20 protein-coding genes are annotated in these 18,657 nt (G+C 71.8%); 11 read left to right on the top strand and 9 right to left on the bottom strand.

Features of this window, described 5'->3' with window-relative positions; genetic code table 11:
• Window positions 1-64 precede the first annotated feature (64 nt).
• Window positions 65-757: a DUF2238 domain-containing protein gene (locus tag ACH41F_RS39935; RefSeq protein ID WP_391231840.1), complete on the top strand. Its 693-nt coding sequence runs from the start codon at window positions 65-67 to the stop codon at window positions 755-757.
• Here ACH41F_RS39935 and ACH41F_RS39930 read toward each other — a convergent pair.
• Both ACH41F_RS39930 and ACH41F_RS39925 read right to left on the bottom strand, forming a co-directional pair.
• A complete protein-coding gene (locus tag ACH41F_RS39930; RefSeq protein WP_391231839.1) occupies window positions 678-1,166 on the bottom strand; it encodes a DUF6328 family protein in 489 nt (162 codons plus the stop codon). The two genes, ACH41F_RS39935 and ACH41F_RS39930, sit on opposite strands and share 80 nt — an antisense overlap.
• Window positions 1,167-1,224: 58 nt before the next feature.
• Window positions 1,225-2,208 (bottom strand): aldo/keto reductase, encoded by a 984-nt coding sequence (locus ACH41F_RS39925; protein ID WP_398839715.1) that lies wholly within the window; start codon window positions 2,206-2,208, stop codon window positions 1,225-1,227.
• Between the two features lie 136 nt (window positions 2,209-2,344).
• Between ACH41F_RS39925 and ACH41F_RS39920 the strand changes: the two genes are divergently transcribed.
• On the top strand, window positions 2,345-4,024 hold the full coding sequence (locus tag ACH41F_RS39920; RefSeq protein ID WP_398839714.1) for a cholesterol oxidase substrate-binding domain-containing protein: 1,680 nt from the start codon (window positions 2,345-2,347) through the stop codon (window positions 4,022-4,024).
• Between the two features lie 143 nt (window positions 4,025-4,167).
• On the opposite strand, the gene ACH41F_RS39915 is transcribed toward ACH41F_RS39920, so the two are convergent.
• Complete coding sequence (locus tag ACH41F_RS39915; RefSeq protein WP_391231835.1) at window positions 4,168-5,379, bottom strand: FAD-dependent monooxygenase; 1,212 nt, start codon at window positions 5,377-5,379, stop codon at window positions 4,168-4,170.
• Window positions 5,380-5,705: 326 nt separating this feature from the next.
• Here ACH41F_RS39915 and ACH41F_RS39910 point away from each other — a divergent pair, with 326 nt between their 5' ends.
• Window positions 5,706-6,074: a tyrosinase family oxidase copper chaperone gene (locus ACH41F_RS39910; protein WP_391231833.1), complete on the top strand. Its 369-nt coding sequence runs from the start codon at window positions 5,706-5,708 to the stop codon at window positions 6,072-6,074.
• 31 nt (window positions 6,075-6,105) lie between these two features.
• Entirely contained in the window at window positions 6,106-6,930 is an 825-nt protein-coding gene (locus ACH41F_RS39905; RefSeq protein WP_391231832.1) for a tyrosinase family protein, read from the top strand.
• On the opposite strand, the gene ACH41F_RS39900 is transcribed toward ACH41F_RS39905, so the two are convergent.
• Both ACH41F_RS39900 and ACH41F_RS39895 read right to left on the bottom strand, forming a co-directional pair.
• On the bottom strand, window positions 6,931-7,629 hold the full coding sequence (locus ACH41F_RS39900; RefSeq protein ID WP_391231831.1) for an RNase H family protein: 699 nt from the start codon (window positions 7,627-7,629) through the stop codon (window positions 6,931-6,933).
• A gap of 34 nt (window positions 7,630-7,663) precedes the next feature.
• On the bottom strand, window positions 7,664-8,458 hold the full coding sequence (locus ACH41F_RS39895) for a VOC family protein (protein WP_398839713.1): 795 nt from the start codon (window positions 8,456-8,458) through the stop codon (window positions 7,664-7,666).
• Window positions 8,459-8,669: 211 nt separating this feature from the next.
• On the opposite strand from ACH41F_RS39895, the gene ACH41F_RS39890 reads away from it, so the two are divergent.
• The gene (locus ACH41F_RS39890) at window positions 8,670-9,578 is read left to right on the top strand and encodes an SGNH/GDSL hydrolase family protein (RefSeq protein ID WP_398839712.1); all 909 of its coding nucleotides are present in this window, start codon (window positions 8,670-8,672) and stop codon (window positions 9,576-9,578) included.
• A 3-nt stretch (window positions 9,579-9,581) separates the two neighbouring features.
• On the opposite strand, the gene ACH41F_RS39885 is transcribed toward ACH41F_RS39890, so the two are convergent.
• Window positions 9,582-10,064 carry a VOC family protein gene (locus ACH41F_RS39885; protein ID WP_398839711.1) on the bottom strand — a complete coding sequence of 161 codons (483 nt, stop codon included), beginning with the start codon at window positions 10,062-10,064 and terminating at the stop codon, window positions 9,582-9,584.
• 123 nt (window positions 10,065-10,187) lie between these two features.
• Between ACH41F_RS39885 and ACH41F_RS39880 the strand changes: the two genes are divergently transcribed.
• From ACH41F_RS39880 to ACH41F_RS39870, 3 genes are all read left to right on the top strand, one after another.
• Window positions 10,188-11,393, top strand: coding sequence for an epoxide hydrolase family protein (locus ACH41F_RS39880; RefSeq protein ID WP_398839710.1), 1,206 nt, complete (start codon window positions 10,188-10,190; stop codon window positions 11,391-11,393).
• A 111-nt stretch (window positions 11,394-11,504) separates the two neighbouring features.
• On the top strand, window positions 11,505-12,143 hold the full coding sequence (locus ACH41F_RS39875; protein ID WP_398839709.1) for an ATP-dependent Clp protease proteolytic subunit: 639 nt from the start codon (window positions 11,505-11,507) through the stop codon (window positions 12,141-12,143).
• Between the two features lies 1 nt (window position 12,144).
• Entirely contained in the window at window positions 12,145-12,747 is a 603-nt protein-coding gene (locus ACH41F_RS39870; protein ID WP_391231823.1) for an ATP-dependent Clp protease proteolytic subunit, read from the top strand.
• A gap of 15 nt (window positions 12,748-12,762) precedes the next feature.
• Here ACH41F_RS39870 and ACH41F_RS39865 read toward each other — a convergent pair whose 3' ends face one another.
• A complete protein-coding gene (locus tag ACH41F_RS39865; protein ID WP_398839708.1) occupies window positions 12,763-13,149 on the bottom strand; it encodes a helix-turn-helix domain-containing protein in 387 nt (128 codons plus the stop codon).
• 91 nt (window positions 13,150-13,240) lie between these two features.
• Between ACH41F_RS39865 and ACH41F_RS39860 the strand changes: the two genes are divergently transcribed.
• Window positions 13,241-14,014, top strand: coding sequence for a methyltransferase domain-containing protein (locus tag ACH41F_RS39860; protein WP_391231820.1), 774 nt, complete (start codon window positions 13,241-13,243; stop codon window positions 14,012-14,014).
• A gap of 269 nt (window positions 14,015-14,283) precedes the next feature.
• Window positions 14,284-15,174 carry a SigB/SigF/SigG family RNA polymerase sigma factor gene (locus ACH41F_RS39855; RefSeq protein WP_391231818.1) on the top strand — a complete coding sequence of 297 codons (891 nt, stop codon included), beginning with the start codon at window positions 14,284-14,286 and terminating at the stop codon, window positions 15,172-15,174.
• Window positions 15,175-15,286: 112 nt separating this feature from the next.
• Here ACH41F_RS39855 and ACH41F_RS39850 read toward each other — a convergent pair whose 3' ends face one another.
• Together ACH41F_RS39850 and ACH41F_RS39845 are read right to left on the bottom strand one after the other, a co-directional pair.
• Entirely contained in the window at window positions 15,287-15,742 is a 456-nt protein-coding gene (locus tag ACH41F_RS39850; RefSeq protein ID WP_391231817.1) for an ATP-binding protein, read from the bottom strand.
• A 99-nt stretch (window positions 15,743-15,841) separates the two neighbouring features.
• Window positions 15,842-17,107: a DUF6777 domain-containing protein gene (locus ACH41F_RS39845; protein ID WP_391231815.1), complete on the bottom strand. Its 1,266-nt coding sequence runs from the start codon at window positions 17,105-17,107 to the stop codon at window positions 15,842-15,844.
• Window positions 17,108-17,268: 161 nt separating this feature from the next.
• Here ACH41F_RS39845 and ACH41F_RS39840 point away from each other — a divergent pair, with 161 nt between their 5' ends.
• Window positions 17,269-18,567 (top strand): streptophobe family protein, encoded by a 1,299-nt coding sequence (locus ACH41F_RS39840; RefSeq protein WP_398839707.1) that lies wholly within the window; start codon window positions 17,269-17,271, stop codon window positions 18,565-18,567.
• Window positions 18,568-18,657 lie beyond the last annotated feature (90 nt).

Below are 18,657 nucleotides of genomic sequence, written 5' to 3'. Positions count from 1 at the left end.
CCGTACTCATGCCGCTCCCCCGCGCCGCCGCCACGATGGGGCTCCGACGACAAGGAGCCCGACCATGACAGCAGTTCGCCGCCCTCTGCCCACCCTGCTCGCCGGGGTCATGGTCGTGGCACTGGTCCTCTCCGCGTGGGGCCCGCGGGAACGCACCACCTGGTTCCTGGAGACGGTGTGGGTGCTGGTCGGCCTGCCGCTGATCGTGCTGACCTGGCGGCGCTTCCCGCTGACGGACCTGCTGTGCTGTCTGCTGGCCGCGCACGCGCTCGTGCTGCTGGTCGGCGGCCACTACACCTACGCGGAGGTGCCCCTCGGGAACTGGCTGCGCGACGAGCTGGGCCTGGAGCGCAATCCGTACGACCGGTTCGGCCACCTCATGCAGGGGTTCGTGCCGGCCGTGCTGGTGCGGGAGCTGCTCAGCCGCACCTCACCGCTGCGCGGCAGCCGCTGGCTGGCGCCGCTGACCGTGTGCGCCTGCCTGGCCTTCAGCGCGGTCTTCGAGATGCTGGAGTGGCTGGCCGCGGTGGTCGGCGGTCAGGCGGCGGACGCGTTCCTCGCCACCCAGGGCGATGTGTGGGACACCCAGTGGGACATGTTCTGCGCGCTGATCGGCGCCACCGTCTCCGTGCTGGTGTGGGGCGGGACGCACGACCGGCAACTGGCCGCCGTGGACCTCACTCCGTCGTGTAGCGGCGCCGGATCCACAGCGGCAGCAGGAACCAGCACACCACGTACCACCCGACGACCGCGGTGACCAGCCACGGCACATAGGCGTCGTGGGTGGCGACCCGCAGGATCAGCAGCAGCGAGGAACCCGACGTGGCGAGCAGCAGTATCAGGCCGACGAAGGTGAGCCGGGCCGCCCACTGCACCGCGCGCGGCTTGATGCGCCGCCCGGACACCAGGCGGTGCAGGGACACGGGCCCGATGAGGGCACCGGTGGCGATGGCGCCGAGGACGACCGTCACGATGTAGATGGCCTGCTCGGTGTCCCCCAGCTCCGCATACTTCGGTGTGAACACCACTGTCAGCAGGAAGCCGAACAGGATCTGCACGCCCATCTGCGCGACCCTGATCTCCTGCATGAGCTCGACCCACATCCGGTCGGCGCGCTCGTCCTCGGTCTCGTCCCGGCCCGTGCGTCTCTCCGCTGCCTCCACCATGCGGGACGGGTTACCCGACGACTGATCATTCAAACAGTCCGGCTCCCGTCCCGACGGGCTACCAGCGGCTCTCCACCTGGTCCTTGATCCGCCGCTCGTAGAGGTCCCGGATCGCCCCGAGCGTCTCCTCGGACAGCTCGGGCAGCGTGGCGGCGGCCGCGTTGGCGCGGGCCTGCTCGGGGGTGCGGGCACCGGGGATCACGGTGGTCACACCCGGCTGCTGGATGATCCAGCGCAGCGCCAGCTGGGCCGGGGTGTACCCCTCGGGGGCGAGGGCGGAGAACTCGGCGGCGGCCTCCACGCCGGTCGCGTAGTCCACGCCGGAGAAGGTCTCGCCGACGTCGAAGGACTCGCCGTGCCGGTTGTAGGCGCGGTGGTCGTTCTCGGGGAAGACGGTGTCCTTGGTGTACTTGCCGGACAGCAGGCCGGAGGCCAGGGGCACCCGGGCGATGATGCCGACGCCCGCCTCCCGGGCGGCGGGGAGCACCTGCTGCAACGGCTTCATACGGAAGGCGTTGAAGATGATCTGGACGCTGGCCACGCCCGGCCGGGCGATCGCGGTGAGGGCTTCCTCGCAGGTCTCCACGCTGACGCCGTAGGCGGCGATGCGCTCCTCCGCGACGAGGGTGTCCAGCGCGTCGTAGACCTCGTCGGTCGAGTAGACCGGCGTGGGCGGGCAGTGCAGCTGGACCAGGTCCAGGCGGTCGACGCCGAGGTTGCGGCGGGAACGGTCGTTCCAGGCGCGGAAGTTGTCGAGGACGTAGTTCTCCGGGATCTGCTCGACCCTGCGGCCCATCTTGGTGGCGACCAGCACGTGCAGGTCGGGGCGGCCGCGCAGGAACGAGGCGATGGTCTGCTCGCTGCGGCCGTCGCCGTACACGTCCGCGGTGTCGAAGAAGGTCACGCCCGACTCGGCGGCGGCCTCCAGTACCGAAAGGGCTTCCTTGTCGTCCACGTCTCCCCAGTCGGCCCCCAGTTGCCAGGTGCCGAGACCGACGACGGATGCCTGCTGACCCAGCCTGCCGAAAGTTCGCTCGTCCATGGCGTCAGTCTGTCATCCATCACGGACATGCGCGGAACGTCCTCCTCCGGCCGCGCACCTGTGCCGGGTTCACTCGGGCGGGTGATTCATATCGACGTACAAGCGCTCTCTGTCAAGCCGGTCCTAGCGTGACCTGGTGACCCACGACTGGACCCGCAGAAGCTTCCTCCTCGGCGCGGCCGCGCTGACCCTCGTACCGGCCGACCCGGCCGCCGCCGCGCGGGAACTGCCCGGCTTCCCGGGCGGCGTGGAGCTGTACCGCTCGGCGTACCGGAACTGGGTGGGCGAGATCACCGCCGTGGGTCTGTGGGCCTGTGCGCCGATCGACGGGGACCAGACGGTCGCCGTCGTCAACTGGGCCTGGCGCAGCGGCTGGCGGGTGCGCGCGCGGGGCCACGGGCACGGCTGGTCCCCGCTGACGATCACCGAGGACACGTCCCCGGACGCGCCCGTGCTGCTGGTCGACACGACCGCCCATCTGACCGGCCTGGCTCTCCAGGGCCCGCACGCCGTACGCGCGGGCGCCGGTGCCTCGACCGAGGCGCTGCTGACGTTCCTGGAGGAGCACGGCCTCGGGCTCACGGCCGCACCCGCCCCCGGCGACCTCACGCTGGGCGGCGCCCTGGCGATCGACGCGCACGGCACCGCCGTACCGGCCGAGGGCGAGGTGCGCGCGCCGGGGCAGACGTACGGCTCGCTGAGCAACCGGGTGCTGTCCCTGACGGCGGTCGTGTGGGACGAGGACAGCGCGGCCTATGTCCTGCGCACCTACGAGCGCGACGAGGCCGATGCCGCCGCGCTGCTGACCCATCTGGGGCGCACCCTGGTCACCGAGGTGGTGCTGCGGGTCGGCGCGAACGCGAACCTGCGGTGCGTCAGCCGTACGGACATCCCGGCGGGCGAGCTCTTCGCCGCGCCCGGCAGCGGCGGACGGACGCTCGCGCGGTATCTGGAGGAGTCCGGGCGCGTGGAGGCGATCTGGTTCGCCTTCACCGAGTTCCCGTGGCTGAAGGTGTGGAGCGTGGCGCCGACGAAGCCGCTCACCTCGCGTCGCGTGACCTCGCCGTACAACTACCCGTTCTCCGACAACGTCCCGACCCTGGTGGCGGACCTCGCCGGGCGGATGGTGTCGGACGCGGCCTGGTACCTGGCACCGGTGCTGGGCAACGCGCAGGCGGACGCGGCCGCGCTCGGGCTGGTGGCGACGCTGTCGGCCGACATCTGGGGGCCGTCCAAGAACACCCTGCTCTACATCAGGCCCACCACCTTGCGCGTGCACGCCAACGGGTACGCGGTGCTCACCTCGCGGGACCAGGTGCAGCGGGTCGTGGCCGAGTTCACCGCCTTCTACCGCGAACGGCTCACCGCCTACGCCGCCCTGGGCCGCTTCCCGGTCAACGGCTCGGTCGAGATCCGCGTGACGGGCCTCGACGACCCGGCCGACGCCGAACTCGCCGGTGCCCGCGCCCCGTTGCTGTCTGCCCTGCGACCCGACGCCAGGTATCCCGAGTGGGACACCGCCGTCTGGCTGGACGTACTGACCCTGCCCGGCACCCCGCACGCGGAGGCGTTCCTGCGCGAACTGGAGCGGTTCCTGCTCGACGCGCACGACGGCACCCACGCGCTCACCCGCGTGGAGTGGTCCAAGGGCTGGGCCTACACGAGGGACGCCGTGTGGGACGACGAGGAGGTGCTGGGCACGGCCGTACCCGCCTCCCTCGGAGAGGGCGCCTGGGGGCAGGCGTCCGGCGTCCTGGACCGCCTCGACCCGCACCGCGTGTTCGGCAACGCCTTCCTGGACCGGCTGTTCGGCTAGGACGTCGGCTGGGGCCGCACCACCGGCGCGGCCCCGTCGACGATGTCCTCGACCGTGCTCGCCCGGAGGCGGTCGCCGCGGGCCGGGTCGTGCAGGACGCCGAGCCGGCCGGTGAACTGCCGCTCACCCCGGAGGGGACACCGCTATTTCCGCCCGCCCACCGTCCGCGCGTGGACGCTGCGCGCCACCTTCGGACCCAGCCAGCGCTTGAACCGGCGCAGCGCTTCGAGCTGTTCGGCTGCCTTGTCGATCCGGTAGTACAGCCGCGGCGGGACGTGGGGCAGCAGCGGCGAGTGACGCTGGCCGAGCAGGGCGAACATCTGGTGCGGGGGCAGGCCGATGTAGCGCGGGAGGTTCTCGTACCACTGGGCGCTGTAGCGGGCGGCGCTCTGCACGGACAGCAGCTCCGCCTTGCGCTGCCGTTCGTAGTGGGCGAGGGCCACCGGAAGGTCGGTGTGCTCGCCCAGGGCTCCGGCCAGGGCGATGGCGTCCTCCAGGGCGAGGGTGGTGCCGGCGCCGATGGAGTAGTGCGTGGTGTGGGCGGCGTCGCCGATCAGGACGAGGTTGCCGTGGGACCAGGTGCGGTTGGTGAGGGTGCGGAAGTTCCGCCACTGGGCGCTGCCGTCGGCCGGGGCGCGGCCGATGAGGGAGTGGCCGTCCAGGATGTCGGCGAAGAGCTTCTCCAGCAGGTTCAGCCCCTCGGCCTCGTCCGCGCGGTCGAGGCCGAGGCCGGACCAGGTCTCGGGGGCGCACTCGATGACGCAGGTGCTGCGGTCGGGGCCGAAGCCGTAGCCGTAGGCCCAGATCCAGCCGTGGTCGGTCTCGACGAACGCGAAGGTGAAGGCGTCGAAGACCTTGGTGGTGCCGAGCCAGACGTAGTGGTTGCGCCCGGCCCTGACCTCGGTGCCGAAGTGGTCGGCGTGCGCGGTGCGCAGGGCACTGTGGACGCCGTCGGCTGCCACGACGAGGTCGGCGTCGGGCATGTTCTCGGGCGTGATGCCGTGCTCGTACTCCAGGCGTACGCCGAGCGCGCGGGCGCGGGCGGCGAGGAGTTCCAGGAGCCGGTGGCGACCGATGCCGTGGCCCTCGTCACCGCGATGACGGGTCGTCAGGTCCCGGACGTGGGCGACGCCGTCGCTCCAGCGGACCGAGTGCTCCTCGACGGCGCGCGCGGACTCGGGGTCGTGCTCGTGGAGCTTGTCGAGCAGTCCGCGCCAGTAGGTCACGCCCCAGCCGTAGGTCGAGCCCTCCGGATCGCGTTCGTGGACGGTGATGTCGTGGGACGGGTCCTGCCGTTTCAGCAGGATCGACAGATACAGGCCGGCGGGCCCGCCACCGACGCAGGCGACCTTCACGCGCACCCCTGGGATCACTCATAGCGGTCAGTTGACGACGCAGAGTAGCAGGGGATCGCGCCAGTTTCTCCGGGTGAGCCAGGCCACTCATGCACCGCCCGCCCGCCAGGGTCCACCCGAAACACGCCCCCCAGTGGAAGGAACTTCCCGTTCCGGCACGCGAGAGGCCTCGGCGGAGCAAGATCATCTTGGTTCAACCTTGCACGACATGTTGGTAATTGTCCGGATCGCAGCCAACCGGCACGAGGGGACTTCTCCCGCCCTCACCAGGGCGGATAGGCATACGGGGTCATCCCTCAGCGTCATCCCTGACCGAAAGGACTCCCGTGTCCGAACTGACTCGCCGTCACGCGCTCGCCGCAGCGGCCGCGCTCGCCACCACGGTCGCCGTCGCCCCCCACGCGGCCGCCCACGACCACCCCGCCCCCGGGACCCCCGCGACCCCGGAGGCCTTCGACGAGGTCTACAAGGGCCGCCGGATACAGGGCCGGCCGTCCGCCTCGGGCGGCCACCATCACGGCGCCGGATACGCCGTGTTCATCGACGGGGTCGAGCTGCACGTGATGCGCAACGCCGACGGCAGCTGGATCAGCGTCGTCAGCCACTACGACCCGGTCCCCACCCCGCGGGCCGCCGCACGGGCCGCGGTCGACGAGCTGCGAGGCGCGCGGCTCGTCCCGTTCCCGGCCAACTGAACCGTCCCGCAAGCACTTTGGAGCACCGCACATGACCGTCCGCAAGAACCAGGCGAGCCTGACCTCCGACGAGAAGCGGCGGTTCGTCGCCGCCGTCCTGGAGCTCAAGCGCAGCGGCCGCTACGACGCCTTCGTCACCACGCACAACGCCTTCATCATGTCGGACACCGACAACAGCGAGCGTACGGGCCATCGTTCCCCGTCGTTCCTGCCCTGGCACCGCAGATATCTCCTGGAGTTCGAGCAGGCGCTGCAGTCCGTGGACGCCTCGGTGGCGCTGCCGTACTGGGACTGGTCCGTGGACCGCTCGCCGCGCGCCTCGCTGTGGGCGCCGGACTTCCTGGGCGGCACCGGCCGCAGCCGGGACGGCCAGGTGATGGACGGCCCGTTCGCCGCGTCGGCCGGCAACTGGCCCATATCGGTGCGGGTGGACGGCCGTACGTTCCTGCGCCGCTCGCTGGGCACGTCCGTACGGGAGCTGCCGACCCGGGCCGAGGTCGACTCCGTGCTGGCGATGCCGACGTACGACATGGCGCCCTGGAACAGCGCCGCGGACGGCTTCCGCAACCATCTGGAGGGCTGGCGCGGGGTCAACCTGCACAACCGCGTCCATGTGTGGGTGGGCGGCCAGATGGCCACCGGGGTCTCCCCCAACGACCCGGTGTTCTGGCTGCACCACGCCTACATCGACAAGCTGTGGGCCGAGTGGCAGCGCCGGCACCCGGACTCGCCGTATCTGCCGGCCGCCGGGACGCGGGACGTCGTCGACCTGAACGAGACGATGAAGCCGTGGAACGACGTACGCCCGGCGGACCTGTTGGACCACCGGGCGCACTACACCTTCGACACCGACTGATCAGGCGTCCGCCGTACGGCACTCCGGGTGGCCCCAGCCCTGGGCGTTCTTCGCGATGTCCGCGCCGGCCGCGTAGGTGCGGCCGCACAGGCAGCGGCCGGGGAACTTGGCCTTGATCGTGCGCGAGGCGGACGCCGAACCGCCGCTTCGCCGGGGCGACTTGGCCTTGGCGGGGCGCGCGCTCTTCGGCGTGTCGGGCGAGGGCGGCGGCTCGGGCGAGCCGAGACCGCTGCCCGCGGGCTCCTGGACGATGGCGGCCTGGCTGGCGGCGCGGTCCGCGAAGTCGTTCAGGCGGTCGCCGTCGACCTGGTGGGCGGGGACGTAGCGGAACTCGACCTCGCGGCCGTCGAGCAGCTCGTCGATGCGCACCACCAGGTCCTGGTTGGCGACCGGCTTGCCCGCGGCGGTCTTCCAGCCGTTGCGCTTCCAGCCGGGCAGCCACGTGGTGACGGCCTTCATCGCGTACTGGGAGTCCATCCGGATCTCCAGCGGCACGTCGGGGTCGATGGCCGACAACAGGCGTTCCAGCGCCGTGAGTTCGGCGACGTTGTTGGTGGCCTTGCCGAGCGGGCCCGCCTCCCAGCGGTCCGGGGTCTCGCTCTCGTCGGCGACGACCCAGGCCCAGCCGGCCGGTCCGGGGTTTCCCTTCGAAGCGCCGTCGCACGCGGCCACCACACGTTCACGCATGAGCCCGATCATGCCACGGACCGGCCGACCGCCCGGCCACCGGTCCTCAGACCTCCGTGATCTGCGGCATCTCGCCCTCGGTGGTGCTCAGGTCGATCACCGAGAAGCTCGCGCCCTGCGGGTCGCTGAGCGCCGCGAACCGGCCGAAGGGGCTGTCCATCGGCCCGAAGCGCAGGACGCCGCCGAGCCCGGTGGCCCTGGCGACGGCTGCGTCGCAGTCGGCCACGGCGAAGTAGACGTTGACGTACGAGGGGATCTCGGGCGGGAACTCGTCGGTCATCCGCATCCGGCCGAGGACGGTGTTCTCGCCGACGTCGAAGATCCGGAAGTCGATCGCCTCGTCCTGCATCTGCTTCACGCGGTACGGGAAGACGGCCGTGAGGAAGGCGTCGGTCTTCTCCGGCTCGCGGGTGAAGACCTCCGCCCAGGCGTACGCGCCCGGCTCGCCGATCGCCTCGAACCCCTCGTGGGTCCCGGCCTGCCAGACGCCGAAGACGGCACCGCTCGGGTCGCGGCCCAGGCACATGGTGCCGAAGTCGCCGACCCCCATGGGCTCCATCAGCACCTCGCCGCCGTTCTCGCGGATCCTGCCCGCGGTGGCCGCCGCGTCCGGGCTCGCGAAGTACACGCACCACTGCGAGTGGCCCTCCTGGCCGGGCATGGGCGGCACGACCGCGGCGACGGCCTTGCCGTGCGCGTAGGCCTGGATGTAGTTGCCGTACTCCGACGACGCCTCGCCGAAGGTCCAGCCCAGCACCTCGCCGTAGAAGCTCTTGGCTCCCTCGACGTCGCTGAACATCGCGTCGGCCCAACAGGGGGTTCCCTCAGGTTGTACGGCCATGACCCCGGCCCTCTCCGATTCGGCGGTTCGTCCCCTTGTCACACGCTAGCCACCCTCGCGTCGGCCCGCGCGCCGAGCGGTTCGGACCGTTCGGGCCGGACCGAGGGCCTGGAGCGCCTCGGGGAGCAGTGACCGGCACACGTCTTCCGCCTCGAGCCCGGCTGTGCTTGCCTGGGGAACCGTTTTCGGTGTCCGGGGCGGGAGTTGCCGCATGCGCAAGCCGTGGATCGTGGGAATGCTGCTGGCCGTGGTGCTGCTCGGCGCGTGCACCGACCCCGCCTCGGCCCCCGCGGAGCCACCGCGCTCCCTCACGCCCCCCGCGTCGGCCGATACGACGCACCAGCGCGCCGCCGGCAGCCCCGCCCCCAGCGCCCCGGCCGAGCCGCCGACGGTGCTGTATCTCGGGGACTCCCTGGCGATGGAGGCCCAGAACGTGGTCGGGCAGGAGCTGCGCCGGGACCTGCGCGCCGCGTACACGAGCAGGCCGTACTCGGGGACGACGGTCTGCGACTACCTGGAGGGCACCGGCGCGAAGTCGCTCGTGCCGGACCGGGACAAGGCGGCGGCCCTGGTGCGCTCGCTGCGGCCGGACTTCGTGGTGCTCCAGTTCTGGGGCAACGCGTGGGGCTACACCTGGTGCATGGACGGCATCACCCACGCCGAGCGGCCGACCACGTACTTCAAGCGGTACCAGGCCGACATGGCCCGGCTGACCGCGCAGATCACCCGGGCCGGCGGGAGCGAGCGGCCGCGGATCGTGTGGGTGGCGCAGGGCCCGGACCCGATCACCCCCGACCGCGTCCGGCGCGTGAACGCGCTCTACGCCGAGCAGGCCGCCGCCTCCGGTGACCTGGTCGCCGACGCGGGGGCCGAGGTGAGCGCGGCCGGGGCCCGCTACTCCTGGGTCCAGTACCTGCCGTGCACCGCCTACGAGCGCGAGCACACCGCGTACTGCACCCAGCCGGGCCGCGACCGGACCGCCCTGCACCGGGACAAGGACTACCTGCACTTCTGCCTGGCGCCCACGACGGCCACGCCGAAGCCCTGCCCGGTCCGCTCCCCCGGCATCCTGCGGGTCGCCCGCGAGATCACCCGGGTGATCGGCCGGGCCGCCGACTGACGTTCACTCGCCCGCGAAGGCCCTCTCCAGCGCGGCCAGGTCGAACTTGCTCATCGCCATGAAGGCCTCGGTCACCCGTGCCGCCTTCGCCGGGTCGGGGTCGGTGATCATCTTCTGGAGGCTCTGGGGGACGACCTGCCAGGAGACGCCGAAGCGGTCCTTGAGCCAGCCGCAGGGACCCGGCTCGCCGCCGCCCTCGGTGAGCTTGGCCCAGTAGTAGTCGATCTCCTCCTGGTCCTCGCAGAAGATCATGAAGGAGACCGCTTCGGTGAACGTGAACTGGGGTCCGCCGTTGAGCCCGAGGAACCTCTGGCCGTTGGCGGTGAACTCGACCGTCATGACACTGCCCGCGGGCTGGCGCGCGCCCTCCGGGTAGCGCGCCACCTCGCCGATGCTGGAGTTCTTGAAGACCGAGACGTAGAAATGGGCGGCGTCCTCGGCCTGGCCGTCGAACCAGAGACACGTGGTGAAACCGTCGGTTGCCATGGGGACCTCCTGGGTGCGCGGAACGCTGTCAGCTGTGTCGACCGATCCTCGCGCCGGAACTCATCGCTCGCGCGTCCGGAAATCCCGGTGGCCCCTACATCATTGCGAACTAGCATCGCGCCCATGACGTCTTCGCCCGCAGACAGCGGCATCCATCCGTTCCGCATCGACATCCCGCAGGCCGACCTGGACGATCTCGGCGAGCGCCTCGACAGGACGCGCTGGCCCGACGAGCTGCCCGGGGTGGGGTGGGCGTACGGGGTGCCGACGGGGTATCTGCGGGAGCTGGTGCGCTACTGGCGGCACGAGTACGACTGGCGGGCGGCGGAGGCCCGGCTGAACGAGTGGCCGCAGTTCACCACCGAGATCGACGGCGCCCACGTGCACTTCGCGCACATCCGCTCCCCCGAGCCCGACGCGACGCCGCTGGTCGTCACCCACGGCTGGCCCGGGTCGATCGTCGAGTTCCTGGACATCGTGGGGCCGTTGACCGATCCGGCCGCACACGGCGGCGACCCCGCCGACGCCTTCCACCTCGTCCTGCCCAGCATCCCCGGCTTCGCCTTCTCCGGACCCACCCGGGAGACCGGCTGGGAGGCGCGCCGGATCGCCGACGCGTGGGCCGAGCTGATGACCCGCCTGGGCTACGAGCGGTTCGGCGCCCAGGGCGGCGACTGGGGCGCGGCCATCAGCCGCGAGCTGGGCCGCGTCCACCCCGACCGGGTCATCGGCGTCCACCTCAACCTGCTGCCCGGCGCGCAGGCGGCCACCGAGCCGACCGAGGAGGAGCTGGCGGCGCTCGGTCCGAAGGAGCGGGAGCGGACCCTGCACTCCTGGCGCAGGTGGGCCGCGTGGTTCCGGGACGGCACGGGCTACTTCCACCAGCAGTCCACCCGGCCGCAGACCCTCGCGTACGCGCTCACGGACTCGCCGGTCGGTCAACTCGCCTGGATCGTCGAGAAGTTCCAGGAGTGGACGGACTGCGGGGAGCTGCCCGAGGAGGCCGTCGACCGGGACCAGATGCTCACCAACGTGATGGTGTACTGGCTGACCGGCACGGCGGGTTCGTCCGCCCGGGTCTACTACGAGCGGGCCCACGCCACCGGCGACCGGATCGCCGCCCCGCACGAGCCGTCCACCGTCCCGACCGCGGTGGCCGCCTTCCCCGGCGACCCGCAGATCCCGCTGCGCCACAAGGCGGAGCGCACCGACAACATCGTGCGCTGGGCCGAGATGGACCGCGGCGGCCACTTCGCGGCGATGGAGGAGCCGGAGCTGCTGGTGGAGGACGTACAGGCGTTCTTCCGCCTTCTGCGCGAGAAGGGCTGAGGCGGCCGCTCTGCCCTGGGCGAATCTGCCGCGGGCAGAGAAGTCACCGGCGGGCGCCACCCGGGGGCAAGGGTGGAGTCGACGGCATCCCCGCCACCACGAGGAGAACCGATGACTCCACTGTCCACGCTCGCGCCGCGGGCCGAGGAGGGCGACACCGCGCCCAGCCGCTTCGACGACCACCTGGCCACCCAGCTCCTGGGGCAGCGCATCGTGCTGCTGGGCACGCAGGTCGACGAGGTCTCCGCGAACCGGGTCTGCGCCCAGTTGCTGATCCTGTCCGCGGAGGACCCGCGCACCGACATCAGCCTGTACATCAACAGCCCCGGCGGCTCCGTCCACGCGGGCCTCGCCATCTACGACACCATGCGGCTGATCCCCAACGACGTCTCGACGCTCGCCATGGGCTTCGCGGCCAGCATGGGCCAGTTCCTGCTCAGCGTCGGCACGGCGGGCAAGCGCTACGCGCTGCCGAACGCGCGGATCATGATGCACCAGCCGTCCGCGGGCATCGGCGGCACCACCGCCGACATCGAGATCCAGGCGGAGAACCTGGAGCACACCAAGCGGACCATGGAGCGGCTCATCGCCGAGCACACCGGGCAGAGCGAGGAGGCCATCTCCCGCGACGGCGACCGCGACCGCTGGTTCACGGCGGAGGAGGCCAGGGAGTACGGCATGGTGGACCGGGTCCTGGAGTCCCTCGCGGACGTCCGCCCGGCCGCCTCCAAGCGACGGATGGGGCTGTGACATGGGGAACTACACGATTCCGTACGTCGTCGAGCGGACCGCGCACGGCGAGCGCTCCTCCGACGTGTTCAGCCGGCTGCTGTCGGAGCGGATCATCTTCCTCGGCACCGAGATCGACGACGGCGTCGCCAATGTCGTCATCGCGCAACTGCTCCATCTGGAGTCCTCGGCGCCGGAGCACGAGATCGCGATCTACATCAACTCCCCGGGCGGCTCGTTCACCTCGCTGATGGCGATCTACGACACCATGACCTACGTCCAGGCGCCCATCTCGACGATCTGCGTCGGCCAGGCGGCCTCCACGGCGGCGGTGCTGCTGGCCGGCGGAGACCCCGGGCGGCGGATCGTCCTGGAGCACGCGCGCGTGCTGCTCGGGCAGCCGGCCAGCGGCGGCAGCCAGGGCACGATCTCCGACCTCACCCTCCAGGCCAAGGAGATGGTCCGGATCCGCGCGCAGGTCGAGGAGGTGCTGGCCCGGCACACCCACCACGACCCCGCGACGCTGCGCGCGGACATGGACCGCGACAAGGTGTTCACCGCCGAGGAGGCCGTCGCCTACGGGCTCGCCGACGAGGTGCTCAGCCGGCGCCTGGTGACGGTCTGAGGCGCCGGCCTCGGCTCAGGCGGCCAGGCAGAGTCCGTCGTACGACGAGGTCGACGGCCTGCGGCCGGCGACGGGCCGGCGGCTGGTGATCCGCAGGAGTTCGCCCTGGGCCCGTTCCAGCAGGTCGCCGAGGCCCAGTCCGAGGGCGTGGGCGGCGGCCGCGAGGACCTCCGAGGAGGCCTCCTTGCGGCCCCGCTCCACCTCCGAGAGGTACGGCATGGAGATTCGCGCCGCGTCGGCCACGTCCTTCAGCGTGCGCTCCTGGTCGAGGCGTTCCTGGCGCAGGACGTCGCCGACCAGGTCGCGCAGCAGCGGCTCCTTGGGAGCAGGCGCGGCGGCAGGGCGGGCGGTCCCGGGGCGCAGGGGGATCACGCGGGCTTGTTTCGTCGCTTCGTCACTCACCTTCCCAGCCTAAAAGCGTTGGACGCCGAGGGAAGGGATCAGCATTCTGCCCTGGGTGGAATCGCCGAGGCGAAAGGCACGGACCGTGGCCTTGAGGGAGACGTTCGACGAGGACTCCGAGCTGTACGACCGGGCGCGGCCGCGGTATCCGCAGGCGCTGGTCGAGGAGTTGGGGCGGTCGGCGGACCTCGGGCCGGGGCGCCGGGTGCTGGAGGTGGCGCCGGGGACCGGCCAACTCACCGTCGCGCTGGCCGGGTTCGGCTGTCACATCACGGCCGTGGAGCTGGGGCCCGCCATGGCAGCGGTGGCGCGGCGCCGGCTCGGCGGGTTCCCGCGCGTCGACGTCGAGGTGGCCGATTTCGACAAGTGGCCTCTGCCGCCTGACCCGTTCGACCTCGTGGTGTGCGCGACCGCCTGGCACTGGCTCGATCCCGCCACGCGCGTGGACAGGGCCGTTCAGGCGCTGACACCCGGGGGCCGGCTGGCGATCGTGGTCACCCACCACGTCGCGGGCGGTACCACGGAGTTCTTCCACCGGGCCCAGGAGTGCTACCGGCGCTGGGACCCGCAGACGCCGCCCGGGCTCCTGCTCAGGCGGGCGGACGAGATCCCCGCCCAGACCGAGGAGCTCGCCCGCTGCCCGCGCCTGGAGAACGTCCAGGCGCACCGGTACGTCCAGGACGTCACGTACACGACCGCGGAGTACCTCGACGTCCTGCTCACCTACTCGAACCACCGCGCCCTCGGGGAGGATCTCCGGCACGGGTTGCTCGCCTGTCTCCGCGAGCTGCTCGACACGCAGTACGACGGCACGGTCACCAAGCGTTACCTCCACGAGGTGGTCACCGCCACCCGCGCCCTCTGAAAATGTGACCTCGGTCATACCGCCGAGGGCCTGCCGCATGCCCCGCGACCTCCCCTCCCTCCCCCGCACAACCCTTGCGCGCCAAGGGCATACGCCGCCGTCCGGTGGGTACGCGACAGGACAGGACCCGCGGGTGACACGCCGGCCGGAGGATGACGTACGCATACGTCGTCCCGATCGGGGTACCCGGAGAGCGCTAAGAGCAGTTTCCGGGAACAACCGAGGCTGAAAAGGCAGGGCGTCAAGCCGTGACTTGCGTGGGAGAGGTAATGGACACCGCCGTGATCCGGTCGGAGGCACAGGTCGTGGAGACAACCGCCGGGACCAGCAGCACGGGTGACGCGACACTGCCGGGAATCGTGGACCCGCGGAGCGTCGCTCCGCGCGACGCGCGGGAGCTGTCCCGCCAGTTCTTCAGGCGTCTCACCGAGCTCGAAGAGGGCACGCACGAGTACCAGTACGCGCGCAACACCCTCATTGAGATGAACATGTCGCTCGTGCGGTTCGCCGCCGGCCGGTTCCGCGGCCGCGGCGACGACATGGAGGACATCGTCCAGACCGGCATGATCGGCCTGATCAAGGCCATCGACCGGTTCGACCTCTCGCGGGAGGTGGAGTTCACGTCCTTCGCGCTGCCGTACATCGTCGGCGAGATCAAGCGCTTCTTCCGTGACACCACCTGGGCGGTGCACGTGCCGCGCAGGCTCCAGGAGCTGCGGGTGGAGCTGGCCAAGGCCCGCGAGGAGCTGGCCAGTCGACTGGACCGGGAGCCCACCGTGGCCGAACTGGCCACCTTGATGAACATCTCCGAGAAGGAGGTCGTCGAGGCCCAGATCGCCGCCAACGGCTACAACTCCTCCTCGCTCGACGCCGCGCTCACGGGCGACGGGCCCGAGAACGGCGAGTCCGTGCTGGCCGACTTCATCGGCGTGGAGGAGGACGGACTGCGGCTGGTCGAGGACTTCCAGTCCCTGGCCCCGCTGATGGCCGAGCTGAGCGAGCGCGACCGGGAGATCATCCACCTGCGGTTCGTCGAGGAGGCGACCCAGGCGGAGATCGGTGAACGGCTGGGCTGCTCCCAGATGCACGTGTCCCGGCTGATCAAGCGGATCATCACGCGGCTGCGCACGGGGATGCTGGGCGAGCTGGGCTGCGCCTGACACACACAGGCCGCATGAGGCACAGAGACTGAGTGAGACAAAGGGTGACCGTCGGAGCCGACTCCGACGGTCACCCTTTGTCGAGCCCGAGGACCGCGCTGGTCGAGGACGGTCACCCTTTGGCGAGCCTGAGCACCGCGCTCACGCGCTTGCCGACCGGCACCCGCTCCGCGCTGACCTCGTCCGCGAGCGCGTGCACGATCTCCAGACCATGCCGCCCGATGCGCTCGGGGTCCCTGGGAAAGCGCAGGGGCAGCGCCGCGCTGCTGTCGTAGACGGACACGGTGACCACCGCGTCCGTGCCCTCCAGATCGAGTATGTACGGCCCGTTGCTGTGCCGGTCGGCATTGGTGACCAGCTCGCTGACCACCAGGAGCACCTCCTCGCCGGCCGGGCCGTCGATCTCGGCGCACCACTCGTTCCTGAGCTGGTCCAGGAAGTTCGCCGCGAAACGACGGGCCTCGGCGATGCACCCCGGTTCACCGGTGTAGTGGGCCGCCCGCCGCAGCGGGTCCACGGGCACGTCGAAACCAGTCGGCATCACTGCCCCGTCCAGGTGCTCGATCATGCGTTCTCTCTCGGAAGAAGCCGGACTGGCCGGACGCCTGCTACACCAGTGCTCGTACCCCGAGAGGGGTCTCACAGTCTCCCGAACGGGTCGTGTCGGTCACATGGCCGGTGACGTCACCACGGACCCCGGCGCACTGTCGGTGGACGCGGACCCCGACGTCGTGCCGGAATCCGGTGGGGCCAGTGGTGCCGAGCTCTCGGGCTCGGACTGCTCGTCCTCGGTCGTCCCGGAGTCGGACGTGGGAGGTTCGGAGCTCGGCGTCGTCGAGGACGGCGCGCTCGACGTGGGCGGGCACGGTGTCGCCGAGCCGGCCGGCGAGCCCGTGACCGGTCCGCTGGGGCTGCCGGTGACGGTGGTCAGACACGGTACCGGGGCGGGCGGCACGCTGGACGGTGACGTGGGCGGCGTCGGCGTGATCTCACTCGGGGACGGGGAGGCCGGGTTCACCGGCGGCTTGGTCGGCTTGTCCTTGCCGCCCGTGTCGCCGCGGTGGCGGGCGATCCAGTCGTCGGAGTCGGGGTCGTAGATCACGAAGATGTTCACGACCGTGACCGAGGGGGCGACCACGACGACGTTCGTGGGCCGGTAGGAGGACCAGGAGTCGCCGGTCGGCCTCGGTGTGCTCTGCTGCGCCACGGGCGGGGTCAGCGGGTTGCCGCAGGCGCAGCGCACCCGGGGCACACCGCGGCTGTCGACGAGGACGGCGGTGCCTGCCTGGAGGACGGCCTGGTAGCTGGTGGCCCGTCCGTCCCGGTAGCCGTGGTTGGTCACGCGGGTGTCCATGCGCAGCTGGACCGGGGTGAGCGAGCGCAGGTAGGCGGGGACGGCGTCGGGCTGGACGCCGGCGACGGAGGCGAAGGCCTGGTTGACCGGCGGGTCCGACCGCAGGGACGTGATCTGGCGCTCCACGTCGCAGCTGGCGACGTTGCGGGTGCCGCCGTAGAGGCCGGGGGCGCCGCCGTCGACGCCGCGCACCGCGTTGGCGGAGGCCGACTCGTCGGCCGGGGCGGTGGAGGCGGGCGCGGCGGAGCTGTCCGTCGCCGAGGACGGGGTGAAGGGGTCCGGGCCGCTCTTGCCCGCGGCCTGGAGAAAGACCTCGCCGCCCTTGGCCGAACCGCCACCGCCGCCGTCGGAGCGGCTGAGGACGAGGGCCAGGACGACCGCGGCCACGACCACGGTGGCCAGCACGGCGACCCGCGGCACGGACCGCCACCAGGGGCGGTGCGGCTCCGGCGGGGGCGGGGCTCCCCCGCTGCTGCCCGGGGGCTGCGACGGCGGCCCGGAGGGCGGCTGGGAGGGTCCCGACAGCGGACCGGAGGGCGGTCCGGTGGGCCGGCCGGAGGACGGAGGTTCGACGCTCACGAGCCCTTCTTCCCGACGTGGGACTTCCGCGGCTTTGATGCGTTTACGCCGCTTTTATCCACGACATTCCCATTGTGTGCTCCGGTCGGGTGCCGCTCGCAAGCCGACGCGGACGGCCCTCTCGGCGGGCGGGGCGGCCGGGGGCTGCTTAGCGTGGCAGGGTGAGCCCGAAAACCCGCTCCGACCAGGCCATTGCCCCGCACGGCTGGGTGCAGGCCCTCCTCACGGTCCTGTCCGGGCTGCTCGCCATGGGCGTGACCGCCGCTCTGGGACTGTGGGCGGCGGGCGCCACCGACCTGCCCGACGGGGCCTTCCCCCGGGTCGTGGCGGCGACCGTGGTGACCGCGGTCGGCGGCACCATCGAGCTCTCCGGGGACGCCGGCGGGCTCGCGGGCACCGAGGCGGGCCTCACCGTGATCCCGCTGTCGGTCACGCTCGTCGGGGCCCTGGTGATCGCCGCGGGCTTCCTGCGGCCCCTGCGGCACCGGGCCGTCGCGCGTGTCGGGGAACTGGCCGGCTGGGCCGCCCGGGTCGCCGCGCTGTGGCTGCTCGCGCTGCTCGCACTGGCCTTCGGCGCCCGGCAGACCTTCCCGCTCTCGGTCGGCGACGACACGCTCTCCGACCTCGGCGATCTGTTCGGCGTCTCACCGAAGGTCGGCTTCGAGACGGACGTCCCGCAGACACTGTGCCTCGGTCTGCTGTGGCTGGCGGGTGTCCTGGTGCTGGCCCTGCTCGTCTCGCGCGGCGCACCGCTGCCGGCCCGGCTGCTGCGCTTCCAGGCGACGGTCCGGCCGGCGGCGTACGCGATGGTGGTCCTGCTGCTGGCCTACGTGGTCCTCGGGGTCGTCATCGGACTCGTCGTGGCCCTCACGCGCGGGCACGCGGTCGAGACGCTCGCGGTGATCCTGCTCGGCCTGCCCAACCTGGCGTGGCTGGCGCTGACGCTCGGTCTGGGCGCCACCTGGAAGGGCCGGGTGGAGGGGCCGTTCGGGCTGCCGATGCCGCACGTCCTGGACGAGGTGCTGCGCGGCTCGGACACCGCCACCCTGAACCTGCGCACGCTGGCCGAGTACGACGGCCGGGTGTGGTGGCTGGTCGCCGTGGACGCGGTCCTGCTGCTGACCGCCGCGTTCGTGATGGCGGCACGCTCCCCGGCGGGTGTGCGCGCCTGGCAGCACGCCCTGCATCTGGCGGTCGCCCTGGCGCTGACCGTCCTGATGATCTGCCTCCTCGGCCGGATCTCCGCCCACTACGGCCTGTCGGTCCTCGGCATCGGCGACCTCGGCGGCGACCTGAACGGCGAACTCCTGCTGAAGCCCGAGGTGTGGACCGCGGTCGGCCTCGCGGCCCTGTGGGGGCTGGTCGCGGGCTTCCTCGGCGCGCTGCTGGCCCGTCCGGTGCGCCGCGGGGGCGCGACGGGTCCGGCCGGTGTCGACAATGCTCGTGATCAGGACACCTAGGGCCTGTTGTGAAAGTGGCCTCGTCGCCCGGAGGGCGGCCGCGCGGCGTTCGGTGCGTGCTCTCGGCGTGCCGCCCGGAAGCCCTCGTAC

This window comes from Streptomyces sp. NPDC020489 (genome assembly GCF_044386545.1).
Lineage (GTDB): Bacteria > Actinomycetota > Actinomycetes > Streptomycetales > Streptomycetaceae > Streptomyces.
The sequence above is the reverse complement of the archived record's forward strand: the minus strand, read 5'-3'. Positions and strand labels throughout refer to the sequence as shown.